This is a genomic window from Streptomyces sp. NPDC059256, assembly GCF_042753785.1.
Classification (GTDB): domain Bacteria; phylum Actinomycetota; class Actinomycetes; order Streptomycetales; family Streptomycetaceae; genus Streptomyces.
Genome location: NZ_JBHYZO010000004.1, coordinates 396,630 through 414,179, shown reverse-complemented (window position 1 = coordinate 414,179; position 17,550 = coordinate 396,630). Strand labels below are relative to the sequence as shown.

Below are 17,550 nucleotides of genomic sequence, written 5' to 3'. Positions count from 1 at the left end.
CGTCCCCCATACCGCAGCCCCGGAGGGCTTCCCCGTCGCCCCCTATTCGGTGGCGATGGCGTTCAGTACGTTCATCCGGCCCGCCCGGAAGGCCGGGACCAGGGCGGCGATCAGTCCGACGAACGCCGAGGCCACGAAGACCGTCAGGATCGTCGACCAGGGGATCTCCAGGACCTTCAGGCCCTCCAGCGCCAGCAGTTGCTGTGCCGCGGCTCCCCAGCCCATGCCCAGACCGAGGCCGAGCAGGGCGCCGAAGAGGGCGATCACCACCGACTCCAGTCGGATCATGCGGCGCAGTTGGCGGCGCGAGAGGCCGATGGCCCGCATCAGACCGATCTCACGGGTCCGCTCCACCACGGACAGGGCGAGCGTGTTCACCACACCCAGCACCGCGACGATGATCGCGAGGGCGAGCAGTCCGTAGATGATGTCGAGCAGCTGCCCGATCTGGTCCTGGAGGGTCTTCTTGTAGTCGCTCTGGTCCTGCACCTTGTACTGGGGGTACGGCTCCAGCGAGGTCTTGAGCGCGGCGAGCGCCTCCTTCTCCTTGCCGTCGTCGGCCGATGCGAGCAGCATCAGGTTCTGCGGCCTCTTGTCGGCCGGGACGTACTGCTCCAGGGTCGCCGTGCTGATGTACTTCACGCCCTGGTCGAGGCTGGTGTCGTCCGCGGTGACGGCACGGACCTCAAGTCGTGCGGTACCGCCGCCGGGGAACTCGACGGTGAGCGTGTCGCCCAGCTTCACCTTGTGCTTGGCCACGTACTCGTCGCCGACGGAGATCCCGCCCTTGCGGTAGGCGGCGGCGAGGTCGCCTTCCACGGTCTTGCGGCGCAGGTCGGTGGGGTAGGACGGGTCCGCCGCGACGACGATCTCCTTGGCGGTCTTCCCGTCCGGGCCGGTGATCTTGGCCGTCACGTCCTTGTACTGGGTGATGTGGTCGACGTGCGGTGCCTTCCTCATGGCTTCGTACGCCTGGGGCACGATCGGCTGGCCGGTGTTGGTGCGGACGATGAAGTCAGCGCCGACCGACTTGTCGAGCTCTTCGGTGGCCGATGCGACCATGGACGATCCGACGACCGACAGGCACGCCACCAGGGCGAGGCCGATCATCAAGGCGGCGCCGGTGGCACCCGTACGACGTGGGTTGCGCAGTGCGTTGCGTTCGGCCATGCGGCCGACCGGTCCGAAGAAGCGCAGGACGACCGCGCTGATCGCCCGTACCAGGACCGCCGCGAGCAGCGGGCCGATGACGATGAAGCCGATGAGCGTGAGCACCACGCCGAGGCCGAGGAACAGCGAGCCGTCGGCGGCCTCGTCGACCTGGGTGGTGACGGCGAGTGCGGCGGCGCCGGCTCCGGTCAGCAGCAGACCGATCGTGGCCCTGATCCAGCTGGACCGGGCGTCGACGGGGGTGCCGGCGTCCCGCAGGGCTGCCATCGGCGAGACCTTGCCGGCGCGGCGGGCCGGGATGTAGGCGGCGAGGACGGTGACGATCACACCGAGGGCGAGTCCGACGACGGGTGTGGTGACCTTGACGGTCAGATCGTCCGTGGACAGGTTCATGCCCATGCTGCCCATGAGCTCCATCAGACCGACCGCGATGCCGACTCCCGCGGCGACACCGAAGATGGATCCGACGATGCCGAGGAAGAGCGCCTCGATCAGCACGGACCGGTTGACCTGCTTGCGGCTGGATCCGATGGCCCGCATCAGACCGATCTCACGGGTCCGCTGGGCGACCAGCATCGAGAAGGTGTTGACGATGAGGAAGATGCCGACGAGGAAGGCAATTCCGGCGAAGCCGAGCATCGCGTACTTCATGACGTTCAGGAACTCGCCGATTTGCTCGCGGCCTTCGTCGGACGCTTCCTTGGCGGTCTTGATGTCGTAGTCGGCGCCGAGCAGACCGGCGACGTCCTTCTTGAGCTGTGCATTGCTCACGCCGTCGGCCGCTTCGGCGGTGACGTAGGTGAACGGGCCCTCCGCGCCGAGCAACTCGCGCTGGGCGGTGGGGGTGTCGAAGAAGAACAGCGACGCACCCGGGTTGGTGACCTTGAAGGAGGCGAGGCCGACGACCTTGGTGGTGAAGTCACCGACGGCGCTGATGGTGCGGACCTCATCACCGATGGCCAGATCGTGCTTGTCGGCCGTCTGGACGTCCACCATCACCTCGGTGGGTCCACGCGGGGCCCGTCCGGAGGAGATCTCCATGGCGCGGAGGTCGTTCTTCGTCCAGTTGCCGGCGATGGTGGGGGCTCCGCCGCTGGCGCCGATGTCCTTGTTCTTGGAGTTGACGACGGTGACGCCGTCGGTGGAGATCGCGCCTTCCGCGTACTTCACTCCGGGCGCTGCGGCGACCTTGGACAGTACGGAGGCGGGCAGGGTCTCGGGTCTGCCGCTCTGGCGGACCTCGTCCTCGTCCTTCTCGCGCGGACTGACGCTGACATCGGATGCGGTGACGGCGAAGAGCTTGTCGAAGGTGGTGTTCATGGTGTCGGTGAAGACGAGCGTCCCCGACACGAAGGCGACGGACAGCATGACCGCTATCGCGGAGAGGGCCATGCGCCCCTTGTGCGCGAAGAAGTTGCGCCGGGAAGTCTTGAATACGCTCACGAGGTACGCCCCCGGGCGTCGAAGTCCTTCATGCGGTCCAGTACGGCGTCGGCGGTGGGACGGAACATCTCGTCCACGATCCGGCCGTCCGCCAGGAAGATGACCCGGTCCGAGTAGGACGCGGCGACGGGGTCATGGGTGACGATCACGATCGTCTGGCCCAGTTCGTCGACGGAGCGGCGCAGGAAGCTGAGCACCTCGGCGCCCGCCCGGGAGTCGAGGTTGCCGGTGGGTTCGTCACCGAAGATGATCTCCGGCTGGGCGGCGAGCGCCCGGGCGACGGCGACGCGCTGCTGCTGTCCACCGGAGAGTTGGGTGGGCCGGTGCTTGAGCCGCTCGGAGAGGCCGACGGTTTCGACGACCCGGTTGAGCCAGGCGGTGTCCGGCTTGCGGCCCGCTATGTCCATGGGGAGGGTGATGTTCTCCAGGGCGTTGAGCGTCGGCAGCAGGTTGAACGCCTGGAAGATGAAGCCGATCCGGTCCCGGCGGAGCTGGGTGAGCTTCTTGTCCTTCATCCCGGTGATCTCGGTGTCGTTGAGATAGATGTTGCCCGAGGTGACGGTGTCGAGGCCGGCGAGGCAGTGCATCAGCGTGGACTTGCCCGAGCCGGAGGGGCCCATGATCGCCGTGAACTGTCCGCTGGCGATGTCGACGTCGACGTGGTCGAGGGCGACCACACGGGTCTCGCCGGAGCCGTACGCCTTGACGACCTGCCGACCGCGTGCGGCGACGGCCGTACGCCCTCCGGTGCCCCCGTGGCGGGGAGTGGTAACAGCCGTTGTCACTTTGTGTCTCCTATGTCGCTTGGTTCAGGTGTCGCCGCGCTACGGGAATGAGTCTGTCGGCGAAAGTCGGCCGGCGCGCTGGGGCGGGGCGCAGTCTTGAGCGGGGGGTTTTCCCCACCCCCGACCGCCCTCCCAACTCCCGGGCGCCGTAGGAATCAAGGTAGGCAACGAGCCCCGCCCGCCTCGTCGTCCCGGGGTACCAACGTTCCGCCGCACGACGTAGGGAGGAGCCCCTAGGGGGCCTCCACCCCCGGATGGAGAGGGAACCCCCGCCCGACGGGTACGCCGGGACGAGAGATGCGCCTCAGTGGGAGCCTGCACCCTCCCCTTGCGTGAACCTCAAGTGAGAAGGTGTCTCCGGCAAAAAGATGTACACCGAAAGGATTTCGGGTGCGAGAGAGACCGAAGCTGTCCAAGGCGGGCAGGCGGCCCCCCGCACCCGACCAGCCGCGCGGGCGGCGACCTCTGGTCGCGGCACTCATGATGAGCACGGCACTCGCCGCGCTGGAGGGCACCATCGTGTCCACCGCCGTGCCCCAGATCGTCGGAGACCTCGGCGGCTTCTCCCTCTTCTCCTGGATCTTCTCGGGCTATCTGCTCGCCCTCACCGTCACCATCCCCATCTACGGCAAGCTCTCCGACACCCTCGGGCGCAAGCCCGTGCTGATCGCGGGCATCGTCATCTACCTCGTGGGCACGATCCTGTGCGCCTCCGCCTGGAGCATGGCGTCACTGATCGCCTTCCGGATCGTCCAGGGCCTGGGCGGTGGCGCCATCCAGGGCACCGTGCAGACGATCGCGGCGGACCTCTACCCACTGAAGGAACGGCCGAAGATCCAGGCCAGGCTCTCCACGGTCTGGGCGACTTCGGCGATCGCAGGACCGGCGATCGGCGGACTGCTGGCCACCTACACCCACTGGCGTTGGATCTTCCTGGTCAATCTCCCCATCGGACTGATCGCGCTCTGGCTGATCCATCGCCATCTGCACGAACCGTCCCGTACGAGGAAGACCCCCCGCCCGGCCATCGACTGGCAGGGCGCACTGCTCGTCTTCGGCGCCGGCTCCTGCCTGCTCATCGCCATCGTCCAGGGAGGCATCGCCTGGCCCTGGCTCTCCACGACCTCGGTGGCCCTGCTCTCCGCGGGCGCCCTGTGCATCGCGCTCACCGTCGTCGTGGAACGCCGTGCCGCCGACCCGATCCTCCCCGGCTGGGTGTGGCGCCGACGAACCATCGCCGCCGCCAACCTCGCTCTGGGAGCGCTGGGGCTCGTCATGATCGCCCCCATTGTCTTCCTGCCGACCTACGCCCAGGCCGTCCTGGGCCTCGGGCCGGTCGCCGCGGGTTTCGTCCTCTCCGTGATGACGATCAGCTGGCCGACAGCCGCCGCCTTCTCCAGCCATCTCTACAACCGCATCGGGATCCGCAGGACCGCCATGATCGGCATCGGGCTCGCCTCGCTGATCCTGGCGGTCTTCCCCCTCCTCCCCTACCCGGGCTCCCCCTGGCAGCCCGCCCTGTTGATGCTGCTCCTCGGCGGAGCGCTCGGCTTCTTCCAACTACCGCTGGTCGTCGGCGTACAGGCAACCGTCGGCTGGTCGGAACGCGGCACGGCCACGGCTTCCGTCTTCTTCTACCGCCAGATAGGGCAGAGCGTGGGAGCGGCCCTGTTCGGCGCGGTGGCCAACGGCGTACTGGCTTCCCGACTCGGCGGCGCCGGCGATCTCGACTCGGTCTCCACCGCCCTGGAGAATCCGGGCTCCCTCACCGCCGACGCCCTGGAACGACTCCGGCGTGCGGTGGACGCCGCCGTGGACCACGTCTACATCGGCGCCGCCGTGGCAGCCGCATGCGCGCTGTTGGCACTGCTCTTCATCGCCCCGCGCCGGTTCCCGGTGTTCGACGAGACCGAAGCACAGGAGGACCCCGTCTGACGGGCACCACGGATCACTCCGCCGCTCAGACCGCGGTCCGCTCCACGGGTATCCACAACTCCGCTTCCGCCTGCGCCGCGTCCTGCGACAGCCGGGTCCGCAGGATCTCGGGCCCCGGCCGGCTCCGATACGGATTGGACGGGAACCACTGGGTGAACACATCCCGCCACAGGTACTGGAGCGCCTGCGGAAACGGCCCGGAGTTCTCGAAGACGGCCCAGGTCCCGGCCGGAACGGTGAGTACGTCCATGTCCTCGACGCCCTCGCGGCTCTCGTGGCTGTCGGGGATATCGGGGCTGTTGGGGTTTGGGGGGCTCGTCACCACACCGTGGTAGTAGTCGAGTTCCGTGCCCTCGGCGCGACTGTCGTCGAGATCGTCACTCACCGAGACGATCCCCTCCGGCTCCTGATCGGAAAGGCTCTCGATCCGCTGCAAGGTCTCCGGAGCAAGGCTCCGGATGAAGGCGGCGATGGCCGGGTTCATCCCCTCGTGCACGAGGGGGACCCGCGCCTTCTTGCCAACCACCCGGAACTCCTCCTTCTCCACAATCCTGTACCGCATGCTGCTACTCCCCTCGACGATGAGGCGGAAGGACATCCGGGGCTGGGACTGCAGACTCGCACCGGCCCGCCTGGCCTCACCGGGACCGACGCCGTGCATCGCACGGAACGCACGCGCGAACGCCTCACCCGAGGTGTAGCCGTAGCGCACGGCGACCTCCAGCAGCGTCCGCTCCCCGGCCAGCACCTCGGCGCCCGCGACCGTCAGCCGTCTGCGCCGGACGTACTCCGAGAGCGGGATCCCCGCCAGCGCGGAGAACAGTCGCCGGAAGTGGTACTCCGACGTGACCGCGATCCGCGCCAGGTCGGACACCTCGATCCGCTGATCGAGATGGCACTCGATGTGCTCCATCGCCTGGTTGAGCCGCTCCAGCACCCGGACCTCCTTCCCTTTCCCCACTCACGTTAGGGAGGTCGCACCCCGGCCGACCCGACATCCTGTGCCCGCTCCGGTCGGCAAGCTCGGCAAGCCCCACCGGAACGCGTACACGGCCGGGCACCGACCACGGGCGCCGCGATCAACTGCACATCGCCAAAAGCTCACCGGACGACAAAGGGGCTGTGCAAGAACGACCTCGTTCCCGCACAGCCCGCTCGCTTCCGCCGTGGAGCCGCCGTGTCAGCCTTCCGTGGGAGCCTTCCCCGTCAGCGCGGCCAGGCTGCTGCGCACGTGCGTCATGTGGGCTTGCATCTCCTCGCGGGACTCCTCGTGCTCCCGCAGGATGCGATCCGTCTCCCGGGTGGTCCGCTCCTCCTGGACCCTGGCCTGCGAGATCAACTCGGCCGCGCGGGCCTCCGCGTCCTCCTGGTCGTGACGGGCCTTCTCCTCCGTCTCGGCCAGCGCCCGCTTCGCCTTCGCCAGGACGCTGTCCGCCAGGGTCGCCAACTCCGTGTGGCGTGCCTCGTGCTCGGCGAGGCGCGCAGCCAGTTCACGGCTGTCCGACTCCCACCGAGCCGACTGCTGGGTCTCCAGGTCGGAGAGCAGTGCCTCGGCACGCTCGCGCATGTCCTGCCAACCGGCAAGGGCCTCGTCACGCAGGTCCTGCGCCTCGTCGCGCGCCTCCCTCAGCGCTTCGTCCGCGGACTTCTGGGCCGCGCGCAGCGTGCGTTCGGACTCCTCGTTGGCTTGGGCCAGCAGTCGGTCGGCCTCCTCGCGGGCCTCACCGCGCAACCGTCGGGCTTCCGCATCCGCCGCGTCGGCCGTTGCACGGGCAGCGGCGTGCGCAGTGCCCTGTACGTCCTGCGCCTCCTCCTCGGCAAGGGCCAGCAACCGCTGGGCGCGCTCGCCCATCGCCTCGTAGGTCTGGGGAGCCAGCGTCGCGACGGTCTCGCGCAGTCCGGCCGCCTCCGCCTCCATCTCCTTGGCGAGTACGGTCAGCCGAGCCGCGCGCTCCCATGCCTCGTCCCGGTCCTGGGACAGGGCGTCGACGTGCGCGTCGGCCTGCTCCATCCGGTAGCCACGGCGTACGACGGCGAAGCCATGAGGCGACACTGATGCGGCACTCATCCTTCAAGCCCCTTCCGCGATTTTGCACATATCATCCCGGATTCCGGTAAAGCGCCGAGAAAGCGACACTCCACCTGTCCATATCGGTCTAAGGATGCGCTACCCGCCCAAAGAAAAACCCAAGGGGCGTCCGATCCATCAGAACGGATCGGACGCCCGGGGCACGGCGTGGCAGGACTTGGCCGGGTCTGACAGATCCCGTCCGGTCGGCGACGCTATTCGTCAGACGCGTCCTAGAGCAAACCGTCCCACATCTGCTCCAGCAGTACCGACCACCAGTTCTCGGGCGATGCCAGCGCAGCCGGGTCGAGGGCCGCCAACTGTGCCTGGAAGTCGACGGTCCAGCGGCCTGCCTGTTCCGGATTGAGGCCGTAGCGGAAGCGCCACATACGACCGAGCAGAGCCATGCAGCGGACGAACTCAGGAAGCCCGCTGTTGACGAACTGGGGCGCCGTCGGCTGCCCCCCTGGGCCGGCCTCCACGGGTACGGCCACGATGTGCGCGGTGCCGTACTGGACGCAGATCGCCCGGCCGAAGTCGCTGCCCACCACCAGATAGGAACCCGCGTCCATGGCGGCCTGGACTTGGCGCTGAGCGGCGAGCTCCGCCAGGGTCGGGACCACCGGATGCGCCGGCTGTGCCCAGAAGAAGGGGTTGAAGTCGCCCGGCAACCCAGCCCACACCAGGGTCGCCGCCACGACCTCCGGCACCCCCTGCCGCGAGACGGCACGCTGGTCGAAGCGGCAGATCCCCTGGGGCCCGAACGCACCCACCAACTCCTGCGCCACCGCCTGCGGGGGCACCGCAGGGGCCGGCTGGACGTGTTGCAGTGGCGCCCGCACCGGAGCGGGTCGAGCGGGACCGTCAGCCACCTGGTGCAGCTCGCCCTGGTGCGTGAGCAGTTGTTGCATGCCCTGCTGCCGTCCGGCGTGGTCCCGGCCGTAGGGGGCGATGTTGGTGATCCGGGCCTGGGGCCAGGTCTCCTTGATCATCCGGGCGCAGTAGCCACCCGGGAGCTGGCAGGACTCCAACTCCGTGTGAAGTTCCAACACCTGCTGCGGCGGCACGTTGAGCGCCCGCAGCTCGTGCAGGATCTGCCACTCGGGATGCGGCGTACCGGGAGCCGAGCGGCGGATCAGCTGAGCTTCGGAGCCGTCGGGCGCGCGATAGCGGAGTACGGCCTGGTAGCCGGGGCCCACGGTCGGCACGCCGAGCGGCTGCTGCGGATAGCCGTACGGAGCGGGTCCATTGCCCGGGAGGGAACCCGGCGGCGGTCCCGGGGGGCCGGGCGGCGGGGGCGCGCCGGGGCCGCCGAAACCGGGCTGGCTCGGATCGGCGAGCATCGTCGCGGCGTGGTGCACCCCGCCGGGCGGCGGATTCGCGCCAGGCGGTGGCCCCGGAGGACCGGGAGGTGCCGGGGTACCGGGGCGGGCCGACTGCTCCGAGGGGAGTTGCGGTGTCAGCTGCGTCGGCAGATAGCCGTTGGCGGGAATGCCGGGGGCGGCCGGGGTGGAGCCGGGGGCGGGCGGCGGGCCGGGGGGTGGAGGCGGTCCCTGGACGCCGGGGGGCGGGCCCGGGGGCGGCGGGGTGGCCGGGCCGCCACTGCGCGAGGAGCGCGACGGCGGTCGCGCCTTGCTCGTCGCGGCATTCGCTATGTCCGCCGCGCCACCGGCCGACGGCCGAAGCCCACCGGTCGACTCCTGCCTCAGGGTCTGCGGCAACTGACTGCCGCCGGACATCAGCGCGGTGGGAGCGTCCGGACCGACACCGGAAGGAGGAGTGCCGTCGTCGTCCACACCGGCGATGGGCGGCGCGAAGACCGTGTCGGGCAGGGGTACTGAGACGTCGTCGGTGTTCACGGAACTGGTGTCGTTCCAGGACCTGCCGTGGGACGGGGTCCGCTCCTGCTCCCCCGCGTCGGCTCCGGCCAGCCATACGGTGCCGTCCTGCGGCACGTTTCCGCCCTGCGAGCGGTCGGCTCCCACCGGGCTGGCGTCCGCACCGACAGCACCAGCAGCAACACCGGTCGATGGGAAGTCATCCACCCGGGGCAGGGGCGCCGAACCACCCTGACCACTCTCACCCACGGCAGGCGGAGGCGTGTCCTGAGCTCCCGACGAGGGCTGGACCGAAGGTGCGGGATCGACCACTGGCGCCGGCTCAACGGCGGGCGCGGGGACGGGTGCCGACGGTCGGACATAGGAGATCGGAGCACGGGGGGTGGCACCGATCGGCGCGTCCGTCGGCACGAAGACCGCCCCCGAACCGCCACCCGCTCCGACACTGTCCCCGCCCCCGGCAGGCGCAGCCCCGGAGGAGGCCGCGGAGTCCTGCTGACTACTCGGTTGACCGTCCTGGTCATTGCTCTGCTGACCGTCCTGCCGGCTGATTCCGGCACCCTGCGACGGGGCGGCGCCCCCGTCCGCGGGCTGCCCCCCTGACGTCCCCAGCCGATCGGCAGCGTCCTGGAGCCACTCGGGCGGAGTGAGCAGGAAGGAGGTCTGATTGAGATCGATCCGCTGGGGCGGCGGAGTGTCCGCGACGGCCTGCGCCCGGGAGCCGTACTCCTCCTCGTACCGCCTGATCACCTCACCGATCGGCAGTCCCGGCCAGAGCGTCGCCTCCCCGCTGTCCCGCGCGATCACCAGACGCTGGTGCCCCCCGTCGGGGGTGGCCACGTCCTCGCGGTCCTGGGCCCAGACGACGAAGCCCAACTCGAACTCACGGACCAGCACCTCACGGTGCTGGTACACGGGCATGTCGCCGTTGACCCACTCTTCCGCACGCTCCTGCGCCTGCGCGAAGGTCACCATCGGAGCGTCACTCCCCGTCCGGGTTCGGGACGACGTACGCGAAACCGCCGTCCACCATCAGATTGGCCACGGTCTCCAACTCGGGCGGACTGCCGGCGAGCCGCTTCAGGAAACCGTCGAAGTCGGCACCGCAGGGCAACAACAGTCGCTCGACCCGGTCCTGGATGTGCCAACCGTTCTGGTCCCGCGCGTCGTCGTACGCGCAGAACCACACGGAACCGGTCTGCGGCCCTCTGGCCTTCACGGCCAGGATGCCGCCCTGGACGAAGCCGACGCCCAGGAAGTCCTTGGTCAGATGGTCACGCAGACACTTGTTGACGTACACCAGATCGTTGGCGGCGGCCTCGTCGCGCACGGTGAAGAAGGGCTGGTCCACCAGCAGGCCGAGTTCCGCATCGAGCGCGACACCCACCGGGGCACAGCCGCCGGCGGCCTTCAGGAAGGAGCGGTACGCACCCGGCAACCGGTATCCGAGCTCCTCCTCCACACCGAGGATCTGCTGCTCGGTGACGGACAGGTCGCCCTTGGGGAGCCCGAAGTGGGCGGGCCTGGTCTCCTGGAGCGGGCGGGTGCCCCGCTTGTGGTGATCGACCGCAGTGGTGGCCAGTCCGCCGTGGTGGCGCAGCAGCGCCTTCACCTCGACGGGAATCAGCTGAAGCCGTCGCGTGCCGCGGACGTGGTGCCAGGTCCAACCGTGCGGCGTGGCCACCGCAGGCAGGGTGTTCCACAACTGGTGGCCGCTCCCGTGGAGCGCGGCGTTCGCCGATACGTAGTCGGTGAGCCGCAGTTCGTCGATGCCGAAGCCCTGAGGCGGCTCGGCGATCTCGGCGACGGCACGGGCGTACGGCGAGAAGTCGGGATAGCCGTCGGCGTCGATCCGCACACCGCGCGGGTGACGGGCGGCCCGTACCGGGTCGGGGAAGTACACGATCTGACCGGCGTAGGCCGCGTTCGGCGGTGCGGCGTTCACAGGACCGTTCGGTGGCGCGACGTGCCCCTGGGGGCCGGGCGGTGCCCCCAGCCCTTGCCGACCTGTCGTCATGGCGATCTGCCCCCTGCTGGCTTCCGACTGTTCAGGACAGCCTATGCGGGTGGGCCCGGAGGCAGTACCGGTCCTCCCAGGACACCCTTCCGCCGTCACCAAACGTCACGGTCGAGTGACCGAAAGACGACGAGCGGACACGTTTCACCCACCCCGCTTCCACACCCCGCACCGCGTTTGGCAAGGTGTTCACCCAACTCGGGGGAGTGCACGGGAGGGGACAGCGACACCATGCACACAGCGCAGTCAGGTCAACCGGTCACCACAAGTGACCCTCGTCTCAGCTGGAGCAGCACCGATGAGGTGCCCGCACCGGCGTTGAACCATCGAAGGGACGGCATCCTGCCGGCTGTCGCAGCCGCGCTCTCCGTACAGGGAGAGACGCTGAAGTCCACGGCGGGCAAGGGCGATCAGCCACCTGTGCTCCACCCTCTCGTCCAGGACTTCCTGGATCGGCTTCCCAGCGGCCAGCGGGAGCGCTTCACCGGCCGTTGCCCCGAGGCGATCCTGCTCTCACGCCATCTCGCCACCGCCGAAGGCAAGCGCTCCAAACGGGCCCGCCGCAGGCCACTTAGCCACAGCGAGGCCAAACGGGCACTCAAACAGGCGAAACTGACGGCACGCAGAATCCGGGAGGACGGTGACCCCTTGCACGGCAGCTACGCACCGCCGTGCCGCTCCTGCACGCCGATGCTCGACCACTTCGGCGTACGAGCGGTGGGCCCGTCCACGAACGAGAACGGCTGAATCCGCACCGATGTCCGAACGCCTCAGTACGACCCGGTTCCCCGTCGCCGTCGACGCCGCACTGCGCGAGTCGGGTTGGCAGCCCGGCCGCTGGGACATCAAGATCGCCGAGCAGTGGGCCGACAGCCTGCGCGCCTACGCGTCCCCGGCCGGACACCAGCACAAGGTCTTTCCCGCCGCGGTGGAGGCGTGGGCCGAGTTCGGTGGCCTCTTCATCACGGCTCCCGGCCCCGGCCGCCAGACGGCCCCCCTCGCGGTACGCATCGACCCGCTCGCCGGCCTCCATCTGGCGCGCACCCTGTCCGACCTCGGGCGCGCCCTGGAAACCGAGATCTCACCACTGGGTGCGGAAGGGGACGACCAAGCGGTACTGGCGATCGACTCGTCGGGGCGGGTGTACAGCGTGGACCACACCGGGGACTGGTACTTGGGCGCAGACATCGACCGGGCCCTGTCCACCCTGCTGCTGGGCCTCCAACCCCAACGCCTCACCCTCACCTGACCCCTGCCTCCCCCCGCCAAACACTCCGCCCGGCCCCACCCCATGGACGGACCAGGAGCAAACAGACCTGATCCCCCCACCAAGCCCCCACCCCCTGAGCCCAACCCACGCACCACCCAGGGCAGGCAGACCTGGTTGCCCCACCAAGCCCCCACCCTGAGCCCGGCCTACGGACCAGCCAGGGCAGGCAGACCTGGTTGATGTTCTGGGGGCGCGCAGGGGGTGTCCCCGGAAGCGTCGGCGGCTTCAGGGCTGTCACCCACGGGTCAGCAGCTGGCCGCCGGCGCTGAGGAGTCACGCCCGAAAGCACCCCCACCACCCGCACCAAACCCCACCCCGCACCCGGACCCCCCAAAGCCCCGCACCCCAGAGCCAACCCCCAACACAGGCTCCACCCGGAAACACCCAGCCCGTCCGGCGTTTGAGGACGGAACCCTCCAGCCCCCAGGGCGGAAACCCACACACGAGCCCCACCCGGAACCAGCTAGGACCCGCAGCCCCGGACCCCCCTCAGCCCGTCCGGCGCTTGAGGACGGAACCCCCCGCCCCCCAAGGCGGAAACCCACGCACAGGCTCCACCCGGAACCAGCTAAGCCCCGCAGCACCCGCAGCACCCCCCTCACCCCCTCGGCAACACCGCCGACACCCTGAACCCCCCCGCATCCGTCTCCCCCGACACGAACACCCCGCCCAACGCCTGCACCCTCTCCCGCATCCCCACCAGCCCGTTCCCCCCGCTCGGCAGGTCCGCACCCCCCGTTCCCCCCGCGCCCGAGGTGTCCGGAGCACCGTTTTCCACCTGCATGGCCACCTCGGCGTCCCGGTGGGCGATGCGCACCCGCACCTTGGCGCCCGCCGCGTGCTTGTGGACGTTGGTGAGGGCTTCCTGGATCACGCGGTACGCGGTCTGCTCCACCTCGGGCGCGTACTCCCTCACCTCGCCCTGCACCAGGAGTTCCACCACCATGCCCGCCTGCCTGGACTGTCCGACGAGCGCATCCACCTCGGTGAGGGAGGGGCCGACCTCTGCGGCTGCCGCAGCGGCAGCAGCCGCTGCGGCGCCGACCGCGGCCAGCGGCACGGAAGCCGTCCCGCGCTGCTCGCCTTCGCCCGTGCGCAGCACCCCGAGCATCTCCCGGAGCTCGGTCAGTGCCTGTCGACCCATGTCTCCCACGAGCGCGGCGTTCTTCACGGCCTTCTGCGGGTCCTTCAGCGCTACGGCCTGGAGCGCGGCGGCGTGGACGACCATCAGGCTCACCCGGTGGGCGACGACGTCGTGCATCTCACGGGCGATGCGGGTGCGTTCCTCGGTGCGCGCCCATTGGGCGCGCTCCTCGGCCCGGTCGGCGAGGAGCGAGAGTTCCTGCTCCAGGCTGTCGGCGCGTTCCCGCAGGCTCTCCATCAGCCGGCGTCTGGCTCCTATGTAGAGGCCGAAGAGCACCGGGGGAAGAGTGACGCCGATGGCGATGAAGCCGGACATCAGCGGGACGTACCAGACGCCCGGGTCGTCGAGGTCCGATGCGGCGACGTCCTGGCCGACCCGGATGAAGCTCACGATCAGTGTGCCCATCAGCGACATCCCGGTGAGGATGGCGATGATCCGCCGCGGCACGTCGGACGCGGCGAGCGTGTAGAGGCCGACGACGGACAGCAGATAGCCCATCTCGGCCGGTGTGACGGCGATGGCGAGCAGGACCACCGCGATCGGCCAGCGCCGCCGTAGGACGATCACCGATCCCGCGATCAGCCCGAACAGCACTCCGATGGGAACGGGCAGTGCGGTCCTGTCCGCAAAGGCCACCCCCTCCACAGCGCATTCCAAGGCGGAGAACAGGCCGAGCCCCACATCCAACGCAACACTGCGCCGCCGTCCCCACCACAGCCAGCCGCGGGCGGTCGTGCCCGTGGCGTCCTGGTGTGCCCCCGTTGTGGTCATGGCTCCCAGCCTAAGGGCGAGGGTGTGGCTTTTCCCCGGCACTTTTACGGGGCTGGTTCCGGCCGTCGAAATCGATGTTCGTTCGAGGGCGCCACGCCCTACCGTCGCATCAAGTGCCGTTGGTACGGCATAGTAGGGGCTGCCCTATCGCGTCCGATCGCGCAGAGCTCAGCGACGAGTCAGATCGGACATAGGGGGCGATCTATCCCAGGTCGTCTAATGGCAGGACAAATGGTTTTGGTCCATTGAATGAGGGTTCGATTCCTTCCCTGGGAGCACAAAGCGGTGGGTCCCGGCCTCAAAGGTCGGGACCCACCCTTATTTTCTTGGCGAAACCCCCCGGTATCCTGCGGATGTCCACCACTCGAAGCCGAAGGGCATTTCCGTGAGCGTCAACCGCCCGGCAGCCGTCGTCGTCCTCGCAGCGGGTGAGGGCACCCGCATGAAGTCGAAGACTCCCAAGGTCCTGCACGAAATCAGTGGGCGATCCCTCGTCGGCCACGTCGTCTGCGCCGCACGCGAGCTGGAGCCAGAGCACCTGGTCGTGGTCGTCGGCCATGCGAGCGAGCAGGTCACCGGGCACCTCACCGAGCAGTACGCCGGCACCCGCACCGCCTTCCAGGCCGAGCAGAACGGCACCGGCCACGCCGTCCGCATGGCACTCGAAGAGCTGGGCGCGGGCCTGGACGGGACCGTGGTGGTCGTCTGCGGCGACACCCCGCTGCTCTCCGGCGAGACGCTCACCGCGCTGACCTCCACCCACTCCGCCGACGGCAACGCCGTGACGGTCCTCACAGCCGCGGTCCCCGACTCGACCGGCTACGGCCGCATCGTGCGCGACGCGGCCACGGGCGCCGTCACCGCGATCGTCGAACACAAGGACGCCACCGCCGCCCAGCGCGCGATCCAGGAGATCAACTCCGGGGTGTTCGCCTTCGACGGCCAGCTCCTCGCCGATGCCCTCGGCAAGGTGCGTACGGACAACAGCCAGGGCGAGGAGTACCTCACCGACGTCCTCGGCATACTGCGCGCGGACGGCCACCGGGTCGGGGCCTCGGTGGCGACCGATCACCGTGAGATCCTCGGCATCAACAACCGCGTCCAGTTGGCCGAGGCCCGCAGGCTGCTCAACGAGCAGTTGCTGGAGCGGGCGATGCTGGCCGGGGTGACGTTCATGGACCCGGCGTCCGTACTGCTGGACGTCACCGTCACTTTTGAGCCAGACGCCATCGTGCACCCCGGAACCCAACTGTTGGGCTCCACCCATCTCGGCGAAGGCGCCGAGGTCGGACCCAACACCCGACTCAAGGACACCAAGGTCGGCAGCGGCGCCCGGGTGGACAACACCGTCGCCGACTCGGCCGAGGTGGGCGACGGGGCCTCGGTCGGCCCGTTCGCCTATCTGCGCCCGGGCACCCGGTTGGGCGCGAAGTCCAAGGCAGGCACGTATGTCGAAATGAAGAGTGCCGTCATCGGCGAGGGCACCAAGGTCCCCCATCTGTCCTACGTGGGCGATGCGACCATCGGCGACTACACCAACATCGGCGCCGCGAGCGTGTTCGTCAACTACGACGGCGAGGCCAAGCACCACACCACGATCGGCTCACACTGCAAGACGGGGTCCGACAACATGTTTGTGGCGCCCGTCACGGTCGGGGACGGCGCCTACACCGCGGCCGGCTCGGTCATCACCAAGGACGTGCCGGCCGGTTCGCTGGCCGTCGCCCGCGGCCAGCAGCGGAATATCGAGGGTTGGGTGGCCCGCAAGCGCCCCGGCAGCGCGGCTGCGCAGGCCGCCGCAGCGGCCACGGATCGAGCCATTGACGAGAACTGACCGGAAACAGCTGCGCCGAACTCGGCGTACCGTGATACGTGCACACAAATTCGGCTGGCTCGCGACTGGCGAATACACCGCGGCCAGAGAACACCCTCTGAGGAGACAGTGCTGTGACCGGGATCAAGACGACCGGCGAGAAGAAACTGATGCTCTTCTCCGGCCGCGCCCACCCCGAGCTGGCCGAGGAAGTCGCACATCAACTGGGTGTCAGCCTGGTGCCGACCAAGGCCTTCGACTTCGCCAACGGCGAGATCTACGTACGTTTCCAGGAGTCGGCGCGCGGCGCCGACTGTTTCTTGATGCAGAGCCACACGGCCCCCATCAACAAGTGGATCATGGAACAGCTGATCATGATCGATGCTCTGAAGCGGGCCTCGGCCCGGAGCATCACCGTGATCGTCCCGTTCTACGGCTACGCCCGGCAGGACAAGAAGCACCGCGGCCGTGAGCCGATCTCCGCGCGTCTGGTCGCCGACCTGATGAAGACGGCCGGTGCGGACCGAATCCTCACCGTGGACCTCCACACCGACCAGATCCAGGGCTTCTTCGACGGTCCGGTCGACCATCTGTTCGCGTTGCCGCTCCTCGCGGACTACGTGGCCGCCAAGGTGGACCCGTCCAAGCTCACCGTGGTCTCCCCCGACGCCGGTCGCGTCCGGGTGGCCGACCGCTGGTGCGACCGCCTCGGTGCGCCCCTGGCCATCGTGCACAAGCGCCGTGACAAGGATGTCGCCAACGAGGTGACCGTCCACGAGGTCGTCGGCAACGTCAAGGGCCGGGTCTGCATCCTGGTCGACGACATGATCGACACCGGTGGCACGATCTGCGCCGCCGCCGACGCCCTGTTCGCCAACGGCGCCGAAGACGTGATCGTGACCGCGACCCACGGAGTCCTCTCCGGTCCCGCCGCGGACCGGCTGAAGAACTCGAAGGTGAGCGAGTTCGTCTTCACGAACACCCTGCCCGACCCGCTGGACCTGGAACTGGACAAGATCACGGTCCTGTCCATGGCCCCGACGATCGCCCGCGCGGTGCGTGAGGTCTTCGAGGACGGCTCGGTGACCAGCCTCTTCGACGAGCAGGCATAGTCATGGCGCAGGGCCCGTACCCCACCCCGGGGTACGGGCCCTGCGGCATGTCCAGCCCCTCCCCCTGCCAGCTCCCGCCCCGCCTCCCCATCACGGTCCACAGTGATCGATTGGGTGCTGGGGGTCGGCTTGCGTAGACTGTGCGAGTTGCTCGGCGAGGGAGGCTGCGTCTTCGGACGCGGCG

At 69.2% G+C, this 17,550-nt stretch carries 12 protein-coding genes and 1 tRNA gene; 6 read left to right on the top strand and 7 right to left on the bottom strand.

The features are described from left to right. Positions 1-42: 42 nt before the first annotated feature. Complete coding sequence (locus ACFXJL_RS13290; protein WP_384691908.1) at positions 43-2,613, bottom strand: ABC transporter permease; 2,571 nt, start codon at positions 2,611-2,613, stop codon at positions 43-45. Beyond that, positions 2,610-3,398 carry an ABC transporter ATP-binding protein gene (locus tag ACFXJL_RS13285; RefSeq protein ID WP_329020085.1) on the bottom strand — a complete coding sequence of 263 codons (789 nt, stop codon included), beginning with the start codon at positions 3,396-3,398 and terminating at the stop codon, positions 2,610-2,612. Before ACFXJL_RS13285 ends, ACFXJL_RS13290 begins: the two co-directional genes overlap by 4 nt. A gap of 390 nt (positions 3,399-3,788) precedes the next feature. Between ACFXJL_RS13285 and ACFXJL_RS13280 the strand changes: the two genes are divergently transcribed. Next, a complete protein-coding gene (locus tag ACFXJL_RS13280; RefSeq protein ID WP_384691905.1) occupies positions 3,789-5,333 on the top strand; it encodes an MFS transporter in 1,545 nt (514 codons plus the stop codon). A gap of 25 nt (positions 5,334-5,358) precedes the next feature. Here ACFXJL_RS13280 and ACFXJL_RS13275 read toward each other — a convergent pair whose 3' ends face one another. The 4 genes from ACFXJL_RS13275 to ACFXJL_RS13260 form a co-directional block, all read right to left on the bottom strand. Next, entirely contained in the window at positions 5,359-6,270 is a 912-nt protein-coding gene (locus ACFXJL_RS13275) for a GyrI-like domain-containing protein (protein WP_384692139.1), read from the bottom strand. Positions 6,271-6,513: 243 nt separating this feature from the next. After that, the gene (locus tag ACFXJL_RS13270) at positions 6,514-7,401 is read right to left on the bottom strand and encodes a cellulose-binding protein (RefSeq protein ID WP_384640219.1); all 888 of its coding nucleotides are present in this window, start codon (positions 7,399-7,401) and stop codon (positions 6,514-6,516) included. A 233-nt stretch (positions 7,402-7,634) separates the two neighbouring features. Then, complete coding sequence (locus tag ACFXJL_RS13265; protein ID WP_384691902.1) at positions 7,635-10,214, bottom strand: SUKH-4 family immunity protein; 2,580 nt, start codon at positions 10,212-10,214, stop codon at positions 7,635-7,637. Between the two features lie 7 nt (positions 10,215-10,221). Then, a complete protein-coding gene (locus tag ACFXJL_RS13260; protein WP_358877291.1) occupies positions 10,222-11,256 on the bottom strand; it encodes an SMI1/KNR4 family protein in 1,035 nt (344 codons plus the stop codon). Positions 11,257-11,487: 231 nt separating this feature from the next. Between ACFXJL_RS13260 and ACFXJL_RS13255 the strand changes: the two genes are divergently transcribed. Both ACFXJL_RS13255 and ACFXJL_RS13250 read left to right on the top strand, forming a co-directional pair. Continuing rightward, complete coding sequence (locus ACFXJL_RS13255; protein WP_383545549.1) at positions 11,488-12,003, top strand: YwqJ-related putative deaminase; 516 nt, start codon at positions 11,488-11,490, stop codon at positions 12,001-12,003. Positions 12,004-12,013: 10 nt separating this feature from the next. Continuing rightward, a complete protein-coding gene (locus ACFXJL_RS13250) occupies positions 12,014-12,505 on the top strand; it encodes an SUKH-3 domain-containing protein (protein WP_358877289.1) in 492 nt (163 codons plus the stop codon). 619 nt (positions 12,506-13,124) lie between these two features. Here the strand turns inward: ACFXJL_RS13250 and ACFXJL_RS13245 are convergent. Further along, positions 13,125-14,441, bottom strand: a complete 1,317-nt coding sequence (locus ACFXJL_RS13245) for a sensor histidine kinase (RefSeq protein WP_384691898.1) — start codon at positions 14,439-14,441, stop codon at positions 13,125-13,127. Between the two features lie 205 nt (positions 14,442-14,646). On the opposite strand from ACFXJL_RS13245, the gene ACFXJL_RS13240 reads away from it, so the two are divergent. The 3 genes from ACFXJL_RS13240 to ACFXJL_RS13230 all read left to right on the top strand — a co-directional run bounded on the left by ACFXJL_RS13240 (position 14,647) and on the right by ACFXJL_RS13230 (position 17,366). Further along, positions 14,647-14,717, top strand: a tRNA-Gln gene (locus tag ACFXJL_RS13240). Between the two features lie 109 nt (positions 14,718-14,826). Further along, positions 14,827-16,275, top strand: coding sequence for a bifunctional UDP-N-acetylglucosamine diphosphorylase/glucosamine-1-phosphate N-acetyltransferase GlmU (glmU, locus tag ACFXJL_RS13235; protein ID WP_358877287.1), 1,449 nt, complete (start codon positions 14,827-14,829; stop codon positions 16,273-16,275). Between the two features lie 113 nt (positions 16,276-16,388). Beyond that, positions 16,389-17,366 (top strand): ribose-phosphate diphosphokinase, encoded by a 978-nt coding sequence (locus ACFXJL_RS13230; protein WP_329020111.1) that lies wholly within the window; start codon positions 16,389-16,391, stop codon positions 17,364-17,366. Positions 17,367-17,550: the final 184 nt, after the last annotated feature.